Origin of the sequence: Arsenophonus sp. aPb (genome assembly GCF_029873475.1) — a bacterium.
Taxonomy (GTDB): Bacteria; Pseudomonadota; Gammaproteobacteria; order Enterobacterales; family Enterobacteriaceae; genus Arsenophonus.
Genome location: NZ_CP123499.1, coordinates 387,697 through 403,275, shown reverse-complemented (window position 1 = coordinate 403,275; position 15,579 = coordinate 387,697). Strand labels below are relative to the sequence as shown.

21 protein-coding genes and 1 tRNA gene are annotated in these 15,579 nt (G+C 36.3%); 3 read left to right on the top strand and 19 right to left on the bottom strand.

Going from position 1 to position 15,579, the window contains the following annotated elements; all coding sequences use genetic code 11:
• Positions 1-608 precede the first annotated feature (608 nt).
• From QE177_RS01785 to QE177_RS01760, 6 genes are all read right to left on the bottom strand, one after another.
• Entirely contained in the window at positions 609-1,067 is a 459-nt protein-coding gene (locus tag QE177_RS01785) for a terminase (RefSeq protein ID WP_280551048.1), read from the bottom strand.
• Between the two features lie 449 nt (positions 1,068-1,516).
• Positions 1,517-3,274, bottom strand: coding sequence for a primase-like DNA-binding domain-containing protein (locus QE177_RS01780; protein WP_280551047.1), 1,758 nt, complete (start codon positions 3,272-3,274; stop codon positions 1,517-1,519).
• A complete protein-coding gene (locus QE177_RS01775; RefSeq protein WP_280551044.1) occupies positions 3,271-3,432 on the bottom strand; it encodes a hypothetical protein in 162 nt (53 codons plus the stop codon). The genes QE177_RS01780 and QE177_RS01775 overlap by 4 nt, the downstream gene beginning before the upstream one ends.
• Positions 3,433-3,501: 69 nt before the next feature.
• On the bottom strand, positions 3,502-3,777 hold the full coding sequence (locus tag QE177_RS01770; RefSeq protein WP_280551042.1) for a transcriptional regulator: 276 nt from the start codon (positions 3,775-3,777) through the stop codon (positions 3,502-3,504).
• Positions 3,774-3,959, bottom strand: a complete 186-nt coding sequence (locus tag QE177_RS01765) for a hypothetical protein (protein WP_280551041.1) — start codon at positions 3,957-3,959, stop codon at positions 3,774-3,776. Before QE177_RS01765 ends, QE177_RS01770 begins: the two co-directional genes overlap by 4 nt.
• 301 nt (positions 3,960-4,260) lie before the next feature.
• The gene (locus QE177_RS01760) at positions 4,261-5,181 is read right to left on the bottom strand and encodes an Rpn family recombination-promoting nuclease/putative transposase (RefSeq protein WP_280551040.1); all 921 of its coding nucleotides are present in this window, start codon (positions 5,179-5,181) and stop codon (positions 4,261-4,263) included.
• A gap of 294 nt (positions 5,182-5,475) precedes the next feature.
• Between QE177_RS01760 and QE177_RS01755 the strand changes: the two genes are divergently transcribed.
• On the top strand, positions 5,476-5,727 hold the full coding sequence (locus tag QE177_RS01755) for a helix-turn-helix domain-containing protein (RefSeq protein ID WP_280551039.1): 252 nt from the start codon (positions 5,476-5,478) through the stop codon (positions 5,725-5,727).
• 411 nt (positions 5,728-6,138) lie between these two features.
• Here QE177_RS01755 and QE177_RS01750 read toward each other — a convergent pair whose 3' ends face one another.
• The 13 genes from QE177_RS01750 to QE177_RS01690 form a co-directional block, all read right to left on the bottom strand.
• Positions 6,139-6,351 (bottom strand): hypothetical protein, encoded by a 213-nt coding sequence (locus QE177_RS01750; protein WP_280551038.1) that lies wholly within the window; start codon positions 6,349-6,351, stop codon positions 6,139-6,141.
• A 9-nt stretch (positions 6,352-6,360) separates the two neighbouring features.
• Positions 6,361-6,438 carry a hypothetical protein gene (locus QE177_RS01745; RefSeq protein ID WP_280552189.1) on the bottom strand — a complete coding sequence of 26 codons (78 nt, stop codon included), beginning with the start codon at positions 6,436-6,438 and terminating at the stop codon, positions 6,361-6,363.
• 61 nt (positions 6,439-6,499) lie between these two features.
• Complete coding sequence (locus QE177_RS01740) at positions 6,500-6,643, bottom strand: Rpn family recombination-promoting nuclease/putative transposase (RefSeq protein ID WP_280551037.1); 144 nt, start codon at positions 6,641-6,643, stop codon at positions 6,500-6,502.
• A gap of 91 nt (positions 6,644-6,734) precedes the next feature.
• The gene (locus tag QE177_RS01735) at positions 6,735-6,938 is read right to left on the bottom strand and encodes an AlpA family transcriptional regulator (protein WP_280551036.1); all 204 of its coding nucleotides are present in this window, start codon (positions 6,936-6,938) and stop codon (positions 6,735-6,737) included.
• 753 nt (positions 6,939-7,691) lie between these two features.
• Entirely contained in the window at positions 7,692-8,954 is a 1,263-nt protein-coding gene (locus tag QE177_RS01730) for an integrase arm-type DNA-binding domain-containing protein (RefSeq protein ID WP_280551035.1), read from the bottom strand.
• A gap of 164 nt (positions 8,955-9,118) precedes the next feature.
• Positions 9,119-9,203, bottom strand: a tRNA-Leu gene (locus QE177_RS01725).
• 98 nt (positions 9,204-9,301) lie between these two features.
• Entirely contained in the window at positions 9,302-10,003 is a 702-nt protein-coding gene (locus QE177_RS01720; protein WP_280551034.1) for a hypothetical protein, read from the bottom strand.
• Complete coding sequence (locus QE177_RS01715) at positions 9,984-10,562, bottom strand: hypothetical protein (protein WP_280551033.1); 579 nt, start codon at positions 10,560-10,562, stop codon at positions 9,984-9,986. The genes QE177_RS01720 and QE177_RS01715 overlap by 20 nt, the downstream gene beginning before the upstream one ends.
• Positions 10,559-11,296, bottom strand: a complete 738-nt coding sequence (sctJ, locus tag QE177_RS01710) for a type III secretion inner membrane ring lipoprotein SctJ (protein ID WP_280551032.1) — start codon at positions 11,294-11,296, stop codon at positions 10,559-10,561. Before sctJ ends, QE177_RS01715 begins: the two co-directional genes overlap by 4 nt.
• Positions 11,297-11,298: 2 nt before the next feature.
• Positions 11,299-11,565, bottom strand: coding sequence for a type III secretion system inner rod subunit SctI (sctI, locus tag QE177_RS01705; protein ID WP_280551030.1), 267 nt, complete (start codon positions 11,563-11,565; stop codon positions 11,299-11,301).
• 9 nt (positions 11,566-11,574) lie between these two features.
• Positions 11,575-11,814: an EscF/YscF/HrpA family type III secretion system needle major subunit gene (locus QE177_RS01700; protein ID WP_280551028.1), complete on the bottom strand. Its 240-nt coding sequence runs from the start codon at positions 11,812-11,814 to the stop codon at positions 11,575-11,577.
• Positions 11,815-11,845: 31 nt separating this feature from the next.
• A complete protein-coding gene (locus QE177_RS01695; RefSeq protein ID WP_280551027.1) occupies positions 11,846-12,712 on the bottom strand; it encodes a hypothetical protein in 867 nt (288 codons plus the stop codon).
• Positions 12,709-12,906, bottom strand: coding sequence for a hypothetical protein (locus tag QE177_RS01690; protein ID WP_280551026.1), 198 nt, complete (start codon positions 12,904-12,906; stop codon positions 12,709-12,711). The genes QE177_RS01695 and QE177_RS01690 overlap by 4 nt, the downstream gene beginning before the upstream one ends.
• Positions 12,907-13,149: 243 nt before the next feature.
• Between QE177_RS01690 and QE177_RS01685 the strand changes: the two genes are divergently transcribed.
• Positions 13,150-13,905, top strand: a complete 756-nt coding sequence (locus tag QE177_RS01685) for a helix-turn-helix domain-containing protein (protein ID WP_280551025.1) — start codon at positions 13,150-13,152, stop codon at positions 13,903-13,905.
• A complete protein-coding gene (sctC, locus tag QE177_RS01680; RefSeq protein ID WP_280551024.1) occupies positions 13,895-15,577 on the top strand; it encodes a type III secretion system outer membrane ring subunit SctC in 1,683 nt (560 codons plus the stop codon). The genes QE177_RS01685 and sctC overlap by 11 nt, the downstream gene beginning before the upstream one ends.
• The last annotated feature ends 2 nt before the right edge of the window (positions 15,578-15,579 follow it).

The window sequence follows — 15,579 nt, the reverse complement described above, 5'->3', positions numbered from 1 at the left end:
GCATAAGCAAATCCAATCCTATATTTCGGGTAAACTATGCAACTGATCCTAATAACGCCATTGAAAAATATGGTGCCTGAATATAGACTACGCATATTGAACTCACATCCCCTAATAACCCATCGCCCCAACCCCAAACCCACAAAAACCAGCGCGATTTCGACTCTCACTTTTGATCTATTCCACTAGGGTAAAAAGCCGACAATATAAAAGAATAAAGCATCATTATTTGCAATCTAGTCAGTTTTGTTTTCTAGTTTAATTGCATAAAGTTGCATATCGATATATGCCATATTCTTTAACACCGTCACCTCAAAATTAATATACAAATGTTATCGAAGAGAAATACAGCCACAGGGGGTTGATATAGGTTGAACCAGATTGATAGGTATTAGATGAAAAAGCGAGAAGAAACTTGTAACTACTGGATCCCAAACACAAAAAACCACCTAACTTACATTTACACACTTATGGTGCGAAGGCCGGACTCGAATAATAGTTTATTATCATGAAATATAAACTTATTTTTATAACGTCATTTAATTATGCCCCTTTTTATGCCCCCAAATGAATTTTTGTTACCTAATTTTGATCGATTTTAATCCTATTCATTTGGTATTGGGTAAAGAGTTGTGAATATAAACAAAGTTATCTTTTTCTGTTGGAATATCTTTCTTCTCTCGCCAATATTTAGAATGTCTGTTTTTTAGCCAAAAAAACATAGCTATTGTATCAGGTAATGATTGACGCTCGTATATTGCAACTATTTTCTTTCCTTCGCTGTCGATTCTTATTTTTTTCTCTGTATATTGAAATCCAATTGCTTTTTTGTACAAAGATTCGGCCACTTCCGCATCTGCTAAAATTTTCCCTTTTTTTAAGGACTGCAAAAATTCAGGATGCACTTTTTTCCAATAGTTAAGTGTCCGTTCTGAGACTTCGAAAAAATCAGCTATCTGCTTATCTGTAGCGCCCAATAAGCATATTTTTCTAGACTGCTCTGCATATTCTTCTTTGTATAGGGTAGGCGCACCTCTTTTTTTCTTGGTTTTTTCTTTTGAACTCATAATTTTCCCTCGCGTAGTGATGACGGAAAAACCTTCAATATGCTTGAGTTTTTTTAAATCTTAACACTTGCTAAAAATTTAGTAGATATTTTACTAACTCTTTCTTTATTCCGTTATAATCCATTCATTCTAATCAAAAATGGGGTTTTTACGTTGCGTTTTTAGGAAATGGCTCTCAAGGTATTCACCGTGTTCACGGTTACAATAAAATCATTAAATCACAATTAGTTATAGTGTGAATACCCGTCATCACAGGGTGTGCACAGTGTTCACCTTTTATGTTAAAAAAAATTAAAATAATAACAATAAACAAACACCAATAGTGTGAACACCGTGAATACTTGTGAACACTTTAAAACAAAGGTGTTCACAGTATATCTCATTGTTTAATAAAATATTTTTTACAACCGTGAATACCGTGAATACCTTAAGCCCTTTTTTATAAAAAACTATTTAAAAGTTTTAGAAGATGTCTGTGGTAACCATTCCTCTGCACTTTCTGAAAGATCAACATTAGTAATAAATCCTTTCCTTGTTTTCTCCCGCCGGTAATCGTGGTTAAATTCGCGCATCGCAATTTTCATCCCTTCTGAGAATTTATTTAGCGTCATCGGTTTATCAAACCCATTCGCCTCAAGAAATGATAAATAAGCGTGATAAACGTAAATTCTTGGGTAGAAAGGCATATTACGATTACCCACCAGCATACCGGTACACTCCGCTAGTTTTTTCAAGTGAGCGCAGAAAGCGTAAAGGGGATCATTATTCTGCTTTATTTCAAGTGCTTCTTCACTGTCCCGCTGCGCCAGTAATAACCGTCTGGCCTTTTCTGGATCAGCAAAATTCACTAATAACTGACGAACGATCACCGGAATTTCAGCCGATATTTTTTCAGACAGTTCAGGATCTTTATCTTCTTCTTTGACGCGGTGGTTAAACTGGAAAATCACCCGACGACGCGCTATACCGCCTGCCCGTTCAGTAAATATCATCGGGGTATTATTTGTTGCGATGACAACCGCTCTTAATATCGCGGTATATTGGTGCTCATGTTTCGGGTCAATTTCAACAGCATCACCCCCCGTTATGGCTTTTATCCCCGTTCCTTCCCCTGTGTATTTGGGCTGATCGGGTAAAGTAATCATGCTCTTATTGACAAACTGCGCACGACCTCTCGCACTATCGAGCGCCGCCATATTACCACTGGCGGTATTGTGCTGACCCGCTAACAAGGTTGCTATCTGTGTAAATACACTTTTCCCGCTGCCCCCTTCCCCTGTTATCTCAAGAAATAACTGCCACTCATAGCGGTTAGCCAGTACCATAAATAACGCAGCCAAAATACGCTGCATCTTAAGTGCGTCTCTGCCCGCGGTGTCACTTAACCATTTGTGAAAGTTTGGTGCATGATCGAGCAAATTCTCATTCGACGTGGCGGATCTGTATTCAATCCTATTATGATTTAATAACCCGTTATCCGGCTGGTGTGGTGAAAACTCTTTTGTCTCAATATTAAAAACACCATTAACAAAAGGGATCACATTTTTACAGGGTTCACCCAATACAGGGACAATTATCTTCAATGCCTCCACAACATTATTCACCGCTCGTTTGCTAAAGTTGGTATTATATTGACGATAGATGTTTCCCATTTCACGACTCAGTTCAAGCGGTGAAATTTTTTCCCATACGCCTGAGACGTAGCGATAAAAGGCTTCGCTGTCAGGATGTATGGCAAGCCCTTCATAACGTGCCGCCAGTAATAAGGCTTTTTCATTGTCTGCCATCTGTAACAGGTTAATTTCTTCATATGGCGCTTTAACAACAAGGCTATTACCCCTTTCAGCATCGCTTTTTAGACGGGGTAATTGTGAAGTCCAGTCCTCCAGTAACGCATAGTCCTCAGCGTAAAATAGCGCTTTCTTGACGCCAGCTAATGCCAGCTTTGTTGCAATCGCCGTTGTCTGCTCCTGCGTTAGTGTTCCGGCACGATATACACTGGCATACCGTTGTCCCTGATTCACAATTATCAGGTCATCCAGTTCCGCCAGTTGCTTTTCAGCCAGCACTACGGGCGGTATCTCATCGTTTGCCGGATTATCCTTCTGCCAGTTTTTCGCGTGTGTCCATGCTTCATCACCGGCAAAAATAATTGCCTCAGACAGCGGGTCTTTTGGCAGTTTTTTAACATTAGGTGCTTTTTTCATTGGTGCGTGTTCTCCACTGCCTGAAACGCGTTAATAAAACGTGAATAAGGATAAATACACGGCAACAAATCACCTTTTTTATCCTGCCATTTGTCACCGGCGTAAATTTCAGGTAAAGCAATACCGCTGGCAGTAAAGCCAGTTAATCTCATAGTCATATTGAATTTGTGATAAGTGAAAACAAATAAGGCTCAACTTTTTATTGAGCCCTGGTTTATTAATATTGTTTAATTTTCAACTTGTTGTGTAATTTTAATTAAGATAATAAAGTATAATCTTGACTGAAAAACAGACAACAATTGAGTGAGCGAACCTACCTCAAATTTTTGTTTAATTGTGTCAAGCATTTTATTAACTGTGGAATAGGTCACTGAACGATGAAAAGCAATTTCTTTTTTCGATATTCCCATCGAAAACAGCATACCCGTTTCAAGCTGATCAGGCGTTAATTCTGGAAAATAATCATTGAGGTTCTTAAGTTGTCTTATATCAATCGTTTTCATGCTGCCACCATCCGAACAGGTAAACGACCTGACCAGATTAGACGGGCATTTGAGTAGGTTTTAAGTAAATTTAACGTGTCTTGCGTTAGTGATGCTTTTGTTGCGGGTTTGCTTGAGTGGTTTGGAATAATCCAGTAGGTATCGATAAATTTAGGGTAATTTTCAATACAGGTAGTAACCATAGTTACGGCCTCTCTAGTAAGTTCATAAGAACCTCGCTCCCGCTATCAAACGGGGTGGCGAGACGTAACAGGATTGATAGACCGGAACTAGAGAAGCCGGCGAGCTTTTCAGCTCCCCCGCTACGCCCCACCATTGATTATTAGGTGTGTAGCTGTGGTTATTACGGACATAAAAAAACCGCTATTTTAAGCGGCATACCCGCTCTAGTACTCAGGCTATCAAACCTGATCACCCATGAGGGGTGACAATCCAAATATAACAGTTTAAATCTTTTTTTGTCAACTGATTAGCTAATGAAAATTAACGTTTTTTCTCTAACTTATTCAATTCTGCATCGGTAAGTCCTGTTGACAACTTAATGATTTCAGAATTTACGCCGTTTTTAATAAGTTGATATGCAATAGCCGTTTTTTCTTCAAGTTTTCCTTTTTCCATCCCTTCTTGAATTCCTTCTTTGCGTCCTTCTTGCCTAAGTGCTTGTGCAATCGTCATAAGCGCCTCTTTGTGTTTCACTGAATTTTTAGCAATATCTGTGACAAATTCTATTGGATTCTTGGCGTTACCCTCTTGAATCAAGTAATTCATCATTGTCACAGCTTGTTTTTCTGTATAATAATCATACGACAATAATTTGGCAATTTCGTGCAATAATTCTGACATATCACGTTGTCGAATGTGTTTTTGTACGAGTTCCAGTAACGCTATCCGACGGTGTTTCATAATTTCACCGTCATCAAGCGTCGTTACATCAACCAATTTAAATGGTTTTGTATATATCTTCTCAGCAAGTTCACTATCGTTAAAGCAATCCAGCCAGTAGGTACTATGTGGATGTGGGCTTTTCTCGCCAGCATAAAATAATATCGGGTACACCAATGGTAATTTTTTATGACCCGCTTCCAAGTGTTTTTGCATGGCGGCCATACTATACCGCATCAATCGCCATGCGATGAGCTTATCAGGCGTAGATTGGTGCTCAATCAAAAGATATAAATAGCCTTTTCCCCTTTTGGTATTGACAGAGTAGAGAATATCACTCTGGTAATTTTTCATTTCTTCATCGATAAATGAACTTGATTCGGCACGGATTGTCTCTAGATTACAGACTGACTTTATCTCGTCTGGTAACCAGATTTCAAAAAACTCTTTGGCCGTCTCTTTTTCACTAAGAAATTGCTTAAAAATTGTATCATGAGGTGTAGGCGTAAATTTTTTGCTCATTAGGTGTTTTCCGTCTTAGCGTTACTTATCAGCGTAACAGATTTATAATTGATTGTTGAGTAATATCCATAAATCTATTAATGTAATAAAGTCACTGGAAGAACTCCAGTGATCAAGGTTTAGCAGCCTTGAGGACTTATACACTGGTAAGCATGTTTACCAGTGTTCAACTTGCTATCGCCTTCTATCATTGATATGGCGGTTCAGGCAGGGGAGCCGGAAGGCTCGCTGGAATAAGTCCCAGTCTGCTAACCCTGTCTGGATCGCCACCACATAGAGAGAAGAGTGACAGGCATGGTTGAAGTTAAGAAAGACTGGACGAGAAAAGAGATTATTTCTGCATTACTTAAAAGTGGAACCACGTTAGATGCGCTTGCCAATAAAACTATCTGTAAACTTCTTGAATTAGAAAATGTTTTTTTGACACCCTGGGCAGAAGCTGAGTTTATCATTGCCAATCGTTTAGGTATTCATCCTTCTGAAATCTGGCCAAGTCGCTATTTTGATAGCAAAGGCAAACCAATTGATCGACAACGTAAACTTTAATCTTTTTATTGCGTAGGTGTATTTTGTTTTGTACGCACTACGCAGTTTTCGGGTTTCGTTTTTATCTCTGTTTCTTTTCCAGTATAATAATTGTTTGTTATGTAATTAGTTGAATTGTCGTTAATGATCGTATTATTAGAGTTAAAATTAGGGTTACAACTAAATTTTATAGATTTAAAAAAATTCTTAATGTTTAACATAATTCCTCCTTGATTTATGTTTTATGAATTAATAATCAATATCAAAAACGCTTAATATTTAAGCTATTTAAGTAGTTTTTTGATGAAAAGAATGTTTATCAAGATGATTTGGTATATGAATTTTTTAAGCGGGTTTATTTTGTTGTTAATAAGTTTTCTTAGGGCTTGTGTTTCTTGTGCCCTTCTTAATTATATATACATTAAGAAAATGTTATTTTTGTATTCCAATTTCTTCAATTTGTTGAGCAATGGTCATAAGTGCTCCTTCATATTTTTCTGACTGTTTAGCTATCTCAGTAATAAATTCCATTGGTTTTTGAGCGTTTCCTTCTTGAATGAGATAGTTAAACATGGTAATAACTTGATTATCGGTATAATAATTATACAATAACAGTTTTACAATTTCATTCACGAATTCAGTCATGTCTCGCCATCAGATATGTTTTTGTAGCAAACCTAATAGCGCGATCCGCTTGTGCTGCATAATTTCACCGTCATCAAGCGTTGTCACATCAACTAGCTTAAATAGTTTTGTATATATCTTTTCTGCGATATCTCACCCACGAAAACAATCAAACCAATCCGTACTGTATGAATGTGGGCTTTTCTCTCCCATAATAGAATAGGACAGGAAAAACGATAGGAAATTCCCTATGTCCGGCCTCTAGGTGTTTTTGCATGGCAATCATACTATAACGCATTAATCGCCACGCCATGAGTTTGTCAGGCGTTGACTGATGTTCTATTAACAGAAAAATATACCTTAATTGATTTGTGTAATTTCTTTAATTACATGAGGAAACAGCGTTAATTATTAGTTAACTCACCAGTACGAGAAGCGGCAATTTTATTAGCAATCCACTCATCTACTTCTGACTCAATGAAAGCAATAGAACGAGCCCCAATTTTTACTTGTTGTGGGAATTCATTTTCTTTAATTAACTTATAAATCCAAGCCTTACTATAGCCAGTTCGATGTAAAACCTCAGAAAGTCGAATAAGCTTATTCATAGGATTATCCTTCATGTGATATGAAATCGATACGCAAAAAACCCTAATGCATAAATGCATAGGGTTAATTACATAAATTTTATTTAATTAGAGATATTTTGTGGTGTTTACCATTAATAAACACATTTTACGATATAAATGACTAACTAGATGAAAATATTAATTTTCATTAAGATATGAATATAGTTGTTTTGACATTCTCCCCGTCCTAAAGAACGAGGATTCCTACTACGTTCAGACCATAGTCTGAATCATTTCAAGTGTTCCTGCTTCAACTGATGATCTGACTGCATCGCTCCTCAACAGGAAAGCACATACCGTGCCGCAAAACATAAATAAATGCCCTAATGTAAGGACATATTATTGCTCCCGTTTTCAAGGAGCAGAAATTATTAAAGAACTAGATACTAATATTATTCCACAAGGGCGGAATACCAGATTATAAAGAGCTATAGCACACTTTTACAGTGCATTGAATTAAATAACAAAGTCCGCACACATCTACTGCTGTACAGATAGCTATATTATACACTATAAAATAAAAATTCACGATTGTAAAAAACAAAATGTGAGCATCAATTATCCACATAGTCTATCGTGGTCTACTCCGGTAAAGTCATAGCTAATATTAAGATTTATCTTACTAAGCTTTGCTTATATATTTTTTATTACTGTTTTAAAAATGTTGAATACAGTATTTTAGGTATAAAAAACTAGCCTTTTCTTGGCGGGCTCTGGTTGTTAGCTGATAAATTATTTTGGGTGTTTTTTAGCAAAGTCATAAGGGGTTATATACATATCCCTGTTTGCATCCAAGTAATCAGCCCACCATTGCATCATTTTCCTGCGTTCTTCCAAATGCTTAGATGTGTGTATATAAGCAGCTCTAACATTGTTTCTTTCAATATGGCTTAATTGTCGTTCAATTGCATCATCACTCCATAAGCCAGATTCACCCATAGCCCCTCGAGCCATAGTTCTAAATCCATGACCGCACACTTCTGTTCTTGTGTCATAGCCCATTGCCCGAAGAGCATTATTTACGGTGTTTTCACTCATGACTTTTTTAGGGTCACGTTCGCTGGGAAACATCACCTCACCATTGCCACTAAAATCATGTAATTTCTTAATTATTAATATGGCCTGATGACTTAATGGTACAAGATGATCTGTTTTCATTTTCATTCCACGTTGAGAATATTTAACACCTTCAATCGGTTTTCTTACTGCCGGAATATTCCATATACCTTTGTTTAGATCTATTTCTTCCCAACGTGCAAACCGTATCTCACTGGAACGGACAAATGTTAACAAGGTAAGCTCAACTGCTAGACGGGTAATCAAACGACCATGATAAGAAAATAGTCTATCTAGGAATTCACTTAAACGGTTATTAGGTAGTGCTGGATGATGATGCGACTTGACTGTAGCAAGAGCGCCTGACATATCATTAGCAGGGCTTTGTTCAATAATATCATTTTGGACAGCATAGCGCATAATAGCCGTCACTCGCTGTTGTAATCGCTGTGCAACATCATGTTTTCCATCAAAATCAACTGCTTTAATCGGGGTTAATAAATCACTTGTTTTTAAGAAACGAACATCATGATTACCAATATGCGGAAAAATATATTGCTCAAGGCTACGCATGATTCTATTTTTATGTATCTCACCCCATCTTTTATTGTTTCTATGCCATTCACGAGCTATATGTTCAAAAGTGAATGCACCCATTGATTCATATTGTGCCCCTTTTTGTTCTAATTTAGGGTCAACTCCTTTTGAGAGTAATTTCTTGGCTTCATCCCGCTTAGTTCTAGCATCAGCTAAAGATATTGTCGGATATACGCCAAAAGCTAACCTGTCCTCTTTCTTATCTATAGGACGACGATACTTCATACGCCAGTATTTTGAGCCACGGGGAGTAATCTCTAAATATAATCCTCCACCATCGGCTAATTTATACGTTTTCTCTTTAGGTTTTGCGGTCTCTATTTGTCTTGATTTAAGCTTCATTTTAGGGGCACATTTGAAATCGCATTCATGGTGCCCCCAATTATGCCCCCATTTGCAGATGGATTGCAATAGATTAATGTAGACGTAAAAATACTAAGAATTGTTTATTTATAATGGTTTTATGGGTATTTGTAGACAGTAATAGATGGTAAAAAACATGCTTATGGTGCCGAAGGCCGGACTCGAACCGGCACACCCGAAGGCGGTTGATTTTGAATCAACTGCGTCTACCAATTTCGCCACTTCGGCATTGAGGGAGAATTGTGGAAAACGGCGCTATTATACTTGTCATCTCGTCAGGCGCAACTGTTATTGTTGGCCGGTTGGGTTAAGTGCTTAAAAAGCAATCATCTATCTGTTTTGGGCAAGCTTTGCTCGCTGGCTGTCAGATAGTGCTCAAACTGTTGTTGTAGCGTTTTGGCTAAGTTTTCTTTCAATTCAGTGATGCACTCTATTTGCTGCTGGTTGCTGGCGGCGATCTGTTTATCGGCGATGATGTTTTTCATCATTTCGGTAACACTTTTTTCCGGCGAGAAGTAGAGAATTTCATTACCCATTTCTAGCATTATGCCGTTTTCTTTGTGGCTAGTGAGTTTTATATTGCTAAATTTGTCTGACCAGCGTTCAGAGAATGCGGTTGCCAGTTTTTCTGGTAGATAAATTTTGCTTTGCTGTTGTAGGTCAATTTTAGCCATTAGATTAAGTAGCAGTTGTTCAATCACCGGTTCGGTTAATAGAAATTGAATTAATGTTTGCTCTATCTGTTTAATTATATCGTTGTAAAGGGTGTGATTTAGGGTTTGATATGCCTGAATAAATATGGCTAACGCAGTAGATGTCTGGTTGATACCTTGGCAATAACCGTGAATTTTGGCCTGGTTAAATATTTTTTCTTTTTCTGTCTGCGCGGCAATAATTATTTTCTTCGCCTGTTTTTTAGCCTGGCTGATCAGTCGCTCATGATAATCATGGCTCTGTTTGAACTTAGCGCGGATCAAGACATTATCAATCGCTTGAGTCAATAATTTTTCAGGTCGTGTAGGTAACATAATTAAGCGTTGCTTTTAATAATGAGTAATTAACTGGTAAAACAGTACTGGCTTGCCGCTGTGGGTAATTTTTATTAAACAGTAGACTAAAGCGGGCAGCTAATGTCAAAGAACATTTTTCAATTAATGGTATCATTGCCGACATACCACATTTGGTTAGTTCATCTGGTGAATAGGATGAGGCGATTAGCGGGACAATTTGTTGTTTTTGCGGCGGTAACAGCAATCGGGCCCAGGATAAAAATTGTCTGAATGGCTCTGGCAATTGTTTGAGTTGATTGGCGATCATCAACTGCGGCGATTGATATAAACCACCTAAATACAAAGCGGCTATGGGTAGCCTCGACCAATAATTAATATATAACTGTACGGGTAAGTTATCATTAAGTTCAAAATCGAGCGCAGTTGGCAATTGAAAGCGCACTATTACCTGTTGATCATAGATCCGTTTTTCCGCCATCGTTAACTTATCATAGGGAGGGTAACCAAATGAGTGATGAATATAACTGGCTGGTTGATACATTATTGTTTTTATCAAATTAAAAGTTTGTTGTTTCATTGTTGTTGAGCTGAGGTTGCTGATCGACGTTTAATGCCCCAATAGATCAGGCCACCCACTATTATTATGATAAAGAGTAATAGAATATATAAGTAATATGCTCCGCCAGATACGTTTTTTTCAGCATAAGAAGGAATTGTTGGTGATATTTTATGAATTAAGAACACCGTAATATATTGCGGCTCCAATTCACTGATCGCATTTTTAATAAATGCTTTTATACCCAATTTTAATTCATCAATATCTTGGTTTTCATCATGATAAAATACGATCACTGAGGCTTTCATCGGTGCCTGACTACGGCTATTAGTTGCAATAGGGTAACTAAGATGGACACACGCATCAGCTATTTTGTCCAGTGCCATCAAAGATTGTTCAAGCCGCTGTTCAATACCTGAAATTAACCTGGCTTTCTCAATTTGTGGTGAGTTAACTAAGGCATCAGCTGGGAATAATTGGGAAATCTCAAGCCGTTCTGGCGAAGGTAATTGATATTCTTGTAATAGCTGTACCGCAGCAGGCAAATCCTCTTTCGCCACATTAATTTTATAGAGCCCTTTTCCTTGTGCACTTTTGCTGACCGTTATGTGATGTTTTTGCAAAACTGCCAGTACTTCATTTGCCTGTCGTTGATTCAGCGAATTAAGTAATGCTTCATCATGACAACCAGATAAAAGCAAAATGAGAAGAGATAGCGTGATAAAAGCGTGCATATGGCGAAAGAGTGTTGTCACGGTTATTGCGCCTTTATAACTGTTTCAACGGTTGTTAATGCCTTACGTGCTAAGGTACTCAACAATGACATTTCCAGCTGATAATCATGTGTAGTTTGCTGTATAGCAAGCAGTGAAAAGAGATCGTCTGTTTGCAATGTATCAATAACTTGCTGTTCAACTTGATAATGTTGTTGATATGCCTGACTAATGACTTGTTGTAACGTCATCGATTCCCCTTCAACAGATTCAGTCATGGCAGAAATATTACTTATGCTATTAATATTCATCATCTATCCTTAACGCATATTACCCAATATAGTCTGTGCATTCTCTTTGTGTGTCTTAATGGTCGTTGACATGTAGTTCAGTAAAACACTGTATCCTGCCATCGCTGCCTGAAATGCAGCCAAATCTGCTGAATTAGATGGATCTTGCTTCAATTTTGCAACAGCATTATTAATATCTGCTTGATACTCATTAGATTTCGTTTTAGTCTTTTCAAGTATATTTCCAATCGTACTTTTTTCGATTGCCATAAAAGGCGCTCCTTTCCAATAATGTTAATATCTAACCAGCGGGAAAGTATCGGTGTTCCGGCTGAACAAAAATATATCCCTTGGTACTTTTAAGTTGCGTTTTTTCTGCTTCAGTTTCCTGCTCTTCAGGTAATAGAAATTGGAAAAAATTTTTTCCTAGTTGAGTCTGGTAAGGTTTTAATTGCAATTTCAACTGATAAATTGCGTCTTCCGTAAGCACTTCACCCAATTGAATAATTAATCCTTTCTCAGATAACCATAATTTATAACTTTTTACTCTATTTAAAATTTCATTATCCACATAATTAATTAAATCAGATAATAAAATAGCATTCACATTAAATTGACATGGCTGATATTTATTCAATAATTGTTTAATCATTTCTTTAGTTTTTTTATTCTGATAAATAAAGGAAACACTATTATAATTTACTATATGGAAATAAAAATATTCTTTATTAAGAATTAAATTATTAATTTCATCAACAATTTTTTTTATATTATTTGTTTTATTCAAAAATTGCTCACAATTAAATGATTGTGAGTGATTAATTACTCCTCTAGAAAATAAAGATTTTTTATTAATATTGACTTCATAAGAGAATACATAATAACAGAATAAAAATAAGACAAGCAATAAAAAAGTGGTTGCTATTTTTAGCAAGTAATTTTTATTTGATTTATGGGATTTCTCAATTAAACACGACAAATTCTCACACTCATCACACCATTTTTCATCAACTTTTTTTATCGCAAATAGTGGTATTTTTTGCCAGAAAGTTGGGTAATTGAATTTAGTTTCAAATGACTTAGCCGGCTTATTTTGTTCATTTATACTATAGCAAAAACTATCCCGTTGGTTATCTAGATTAGGCAAAATAACATCAATTATAATCAACTTATTTTGCTGATTTGTGGGACATAAAGTTGTATAAAATCGTTATCGTTTTTATTATTATGTTGTTCTGACCATTGTCGAATACTTTGTTCATTGCCAACAATAATTTGATAGTGACCGGGTATTAACGAAAAAAACATACCACTGAGTTTCCCAGTAAAAAAACGAATCACATAGTTATCATTTATATTCATGTAATTTATCTATATTGAAATTATTAAAATATTTAATATACCTTTATCATTATTTATCTTGAAAAATTATAAATAAAAAAAATACATCAAAGACTAAATTTGATTTTTTTATTTATATATTTATATTTTTTTTCTTATGAAGAGTAGTGTATCATTTTAACAAAAAATTTAAAGCTAACAAGTTAAACATCATATTATAAAACTTACTTATATTATAAATTAGATTTATCAGGGAAAGAATATATGAATTATTTTATACCTAAAAATAAAATAGATATTAATAATATAAACATTAAATATTTTTTATTTTTATATATTCCTAATAATTCATTTGGGATTGTAAAAGACAAACAGAATCAATATTATCATTTAACTGATAAACAAATATTTTTATCCCTGGAACAAGTTTCAGCAATAGAACCTAGCCATAACCACTGGACAATAGAAAAAGCAGATATTTTTTCTTGTATAAAACTGGTTGCTTACATCGATTATGCTTTAGCTAACCACAATCTTCCCAATTATTCTAATCAATCAGTAATTACTAAAAATCACATGTATATTCTCGATGCTTGCGCGGGAAAGGATATTCAAACTTTACTCATCAATTCACTGCTAACCCCTTATAAAACTCAATTGCAGCCATTAATTGAAGCGATGAGAAATCATGAATGCTACTGGATAACCCGTCACCTACTTAATCAAATGAAACAAAATGTTAATAATATAACGGAAATTCGCCTGAAGTATGGCGTTTCAGAGACCCATTTTCGGCGCCTTTGTCATCAATATTTAGGTCTCTGTGGTAAAAAACAGTTACGTTCATGGCGCGCTACTTCAGCAATCTTATCAATAATTCTAAAAAATAAACCCCTAACCAATATCGCTCTGGATTACGGTTTTAGTTCCGCTTCACATCTATCAAAAGAGATAAAAGTTATTTTTGGTGCCACACCTAAGTCATTTAGATTGATAAGGAAGTCATTCTATGAAGATTAGCCCGTTATTGCAGGCCATCGTTTCATGTTGTTTTTTATTGATTGTTTTTCCTAATCAAGCAACGACATTTTCAAATTTAAAAGACGATGTTTTACTTAAAGATAAAATCGAACCGGACAATGATCTATTTATTGCGGTTGATAGTCGGGTTGAACAATTTTTTGACGTATTATCCGATAAATTGAATAAACCTTTTATTCTCAGTTCAGCAGTAAAAAAGAAACGAATTTCAGGTCGATTTGATGTTTCGTCACCGAGAACCGCTTTTGATACCTTCGTCCGTCGCATGGCATTTATCTATTTTAATGATGGTAATGTCATTTATATTTACGATGGCAGTGAAATGAAACAACAGATGCTTAATCTGAAAAAGATCGATTTTAAGCGCGTAAAAGAATATTTACATGCCATTGGGCTTTACGATCCACGTTATCCTTTACGCGGAGGTAGCAATAATAAAACCTTTTATGTCTCTGGGCCGCCAATTTATGTGAAACTGGTTCAAGCTGCGGCAGAATATCTAGATCAAGAAGCACTACAATTAAAACAGGATATTATTGAAGAAAAGCGCTTTGGTAATGATTATGTTCACATCTTTGCTTTAAAAAATACCTTTGTCAACGATAGAAGCTACTCTATCCGGGGGGAAAAATTAGTCTTACCTGGCATCAGTAGCGTTCTACAACAACTTTTTCAATCCAACACGCAAACAGCAAGCCAAACGGACAAAAAAATCACAAACATTGACGAACAATATGAACCAGAACCCTCCTTTGTTACTCGTGTTGGCAAAGAATCGATCGAATTAGTACCATTACCCGGTTCTAACAGTCTATTAGCCAAGGGCAGTATTCAAGGTATTCAATTGATCAATGAAATGATCCAACGTCTTGATCAACCGAAACGGCAAGTTGAGCTGTCATTGTGGATCATCGATATTGCTAAACACGAAGCGGATCGGCTAGGCATTGATTGGCAAAGCAGTTATCACTCTAAAGATGGTAACTTTTTACTTAATACCAGCGATATTAGTGCAGCAGCCGGGATACATTTTTTAGCCAAAATACGGGCAATGAGTATGGAAGGAAGTGCCCATATGGTTTCCCGTCCTATAATCCTAACGCAAGAAAATACACCTGCGATCTTTGATAATAGCACCACCTTCTATGCTCAAATACGTGGAGAACGTATTGCCACGTTAGAGTCAGCCACATTTGGCACAATGATAAGTGTCGTCCCTCGCCTTTCGCCTACCGGTGATGAAATTGAGATGGTTATCAATTTGGAAGATGGCGCTGAAAAAAAAACCAACAGCGGTGAAACAGAAAAAATCGATGCGTTGCCTGTCATTAATCGCACCAATATCAGTACAGTGGCTCGTGTTGCCCAAGGCGATAGCCTGCTGATTGGTGGTTATACTAGAGAAGATATTGATTCCAGTGAGAGTAAGATCCCATTACTTGGCGATATCCCATGGATAGGTGGTTTATTTCGTTTTAGCAGTACAACCAATAAAAAAATGGTGCGTATTTTTATGCTGCAGCCCAGATTGGTTAAGGGAAAAAATCTGTTGAATGATTCGTTAGGCAAAAATCCATTTAAACCGGTTGATGCTCAAACCCAGGCGGCTATTGACCTACTTTATACTTATATCAATGAAGAGAATAGGTAATA

Coding starts and splice junctions, on each gene's coding strand:
- QE177_RS01740 (WP_280551037.1), bottom strand. CDS start 6,643: ATGGCGTGGCGATTAATGCGTTATAGTATGATTGCCATGCAAAAACAC.
- QE177_RS01735 (WP_280551036.1), bottom strand. CDS start 6,938: ATGAATAAGCTTATTCGACTTTCTGAGGTTTTACATCGAACTGGCTAT.
- QE177_RS01720 (WP_280551034.1), bottom strand. CDS start 10,003: ATGTTACCTACACGACCTGAAAAATTATTGACTCAAGCGATTGATAAT.
- QE177_RS01780 (WP_280551047.1), bottom strand. CDS start 3,274: ATGAAAAAAGCACCTAATGTTAAAAAACTGCCAAAAGACCCGCTGTCT.
- QE177_RS01755 (WP_280551039.1), top strand. CDS start 5,476: ATGGTTGAAGTTAAGAAAGACTGGACGAGAAAAGAGATTATTTCTGCA.
- QE177_RS01715 (WP_280551033.1), bottom strand. CDS start 10,562: ATGAAACAACAAACTTTTAATTTGATAAAAACAATAATGTATCAACCA.
- sctI (WP_280551030.1), bottom strand. CDS start 11,565: ATGAATATTAATAGCATAAGTAATATTTCTGCCATGACTGAATCTGTT.
- QE177_RS01765 (WP_280551041.1), bottom strand. CDS start 3,959: ATGGTTACTACCTGTATTGAAAATTACCCTAAATTTATCGATACCTAC.
- QE177_RS01690 (WP_280551026.1), bottom strand. CDS start 12,906: ATGAATATAAATGATAACTATGTGATTCGTTTTTTTACTGGGAAACTC.
- QE177_RS01775 (WP_280551044.1), bottom strand. CDS start 3,432: ATGACTATGAGATTAACTGGCTTTACTGCCAGCGGTATTGCTTTACCT.
- QE177_RS01730 (WP_280551035.1), bottom strand. CDS start 8,954: ATGAAGCTTAAATCAAGACAAATAGAGACCGCAAAACCTAAAGAGAAA.
- QE177_RS01685 (WP_280551025.1), top strand. CDS start 13,150: ATGAATTATTTTATACCTAAAAATAAAATAGATATTAATAATATAAAC.
- QE177_RS01750 (WP_280551038.1), bottom strand. CDS start 6,351: ATGACTGAATTCGTGAATGAAATTGTAAAACTGTTATTGTATAATTAT.
- QE177_RS01760 (WP_280551040.1), bottom strand. CDS start 5,181: ATGAGCAAAAAATTTACGCCTACACCTCATGATACAATTTTTAAGCAA.
- QE177_RS01770 (WP_280551042.1), bottom strand. CDS start 3,777: ATGAAAACGATTGATATAAGACAACTTAAGAACCTCAATGATTATTTT.
- QE177_RS01700 (WP_280551028.1), bottom strand. CDS start 11,814: ATGGCAATCGAAAAAAGTACGATTGGAAATATACTTGAAAAGACTAAA.
- sctC (WP_280551024.1), top strand. CDS start 13,895: ATGAAGATTAGCCCGTTATTGCAGGCCATCGTTTCATGTTGTTTTTTA.
- QE177_RS01785 (WP_280551048.1), bottom strand. CDS start 1,067: ATGAGTTCAAAAGAAAAAACCAAGAAAAAAAGAGGTGCGCCTACCCTA.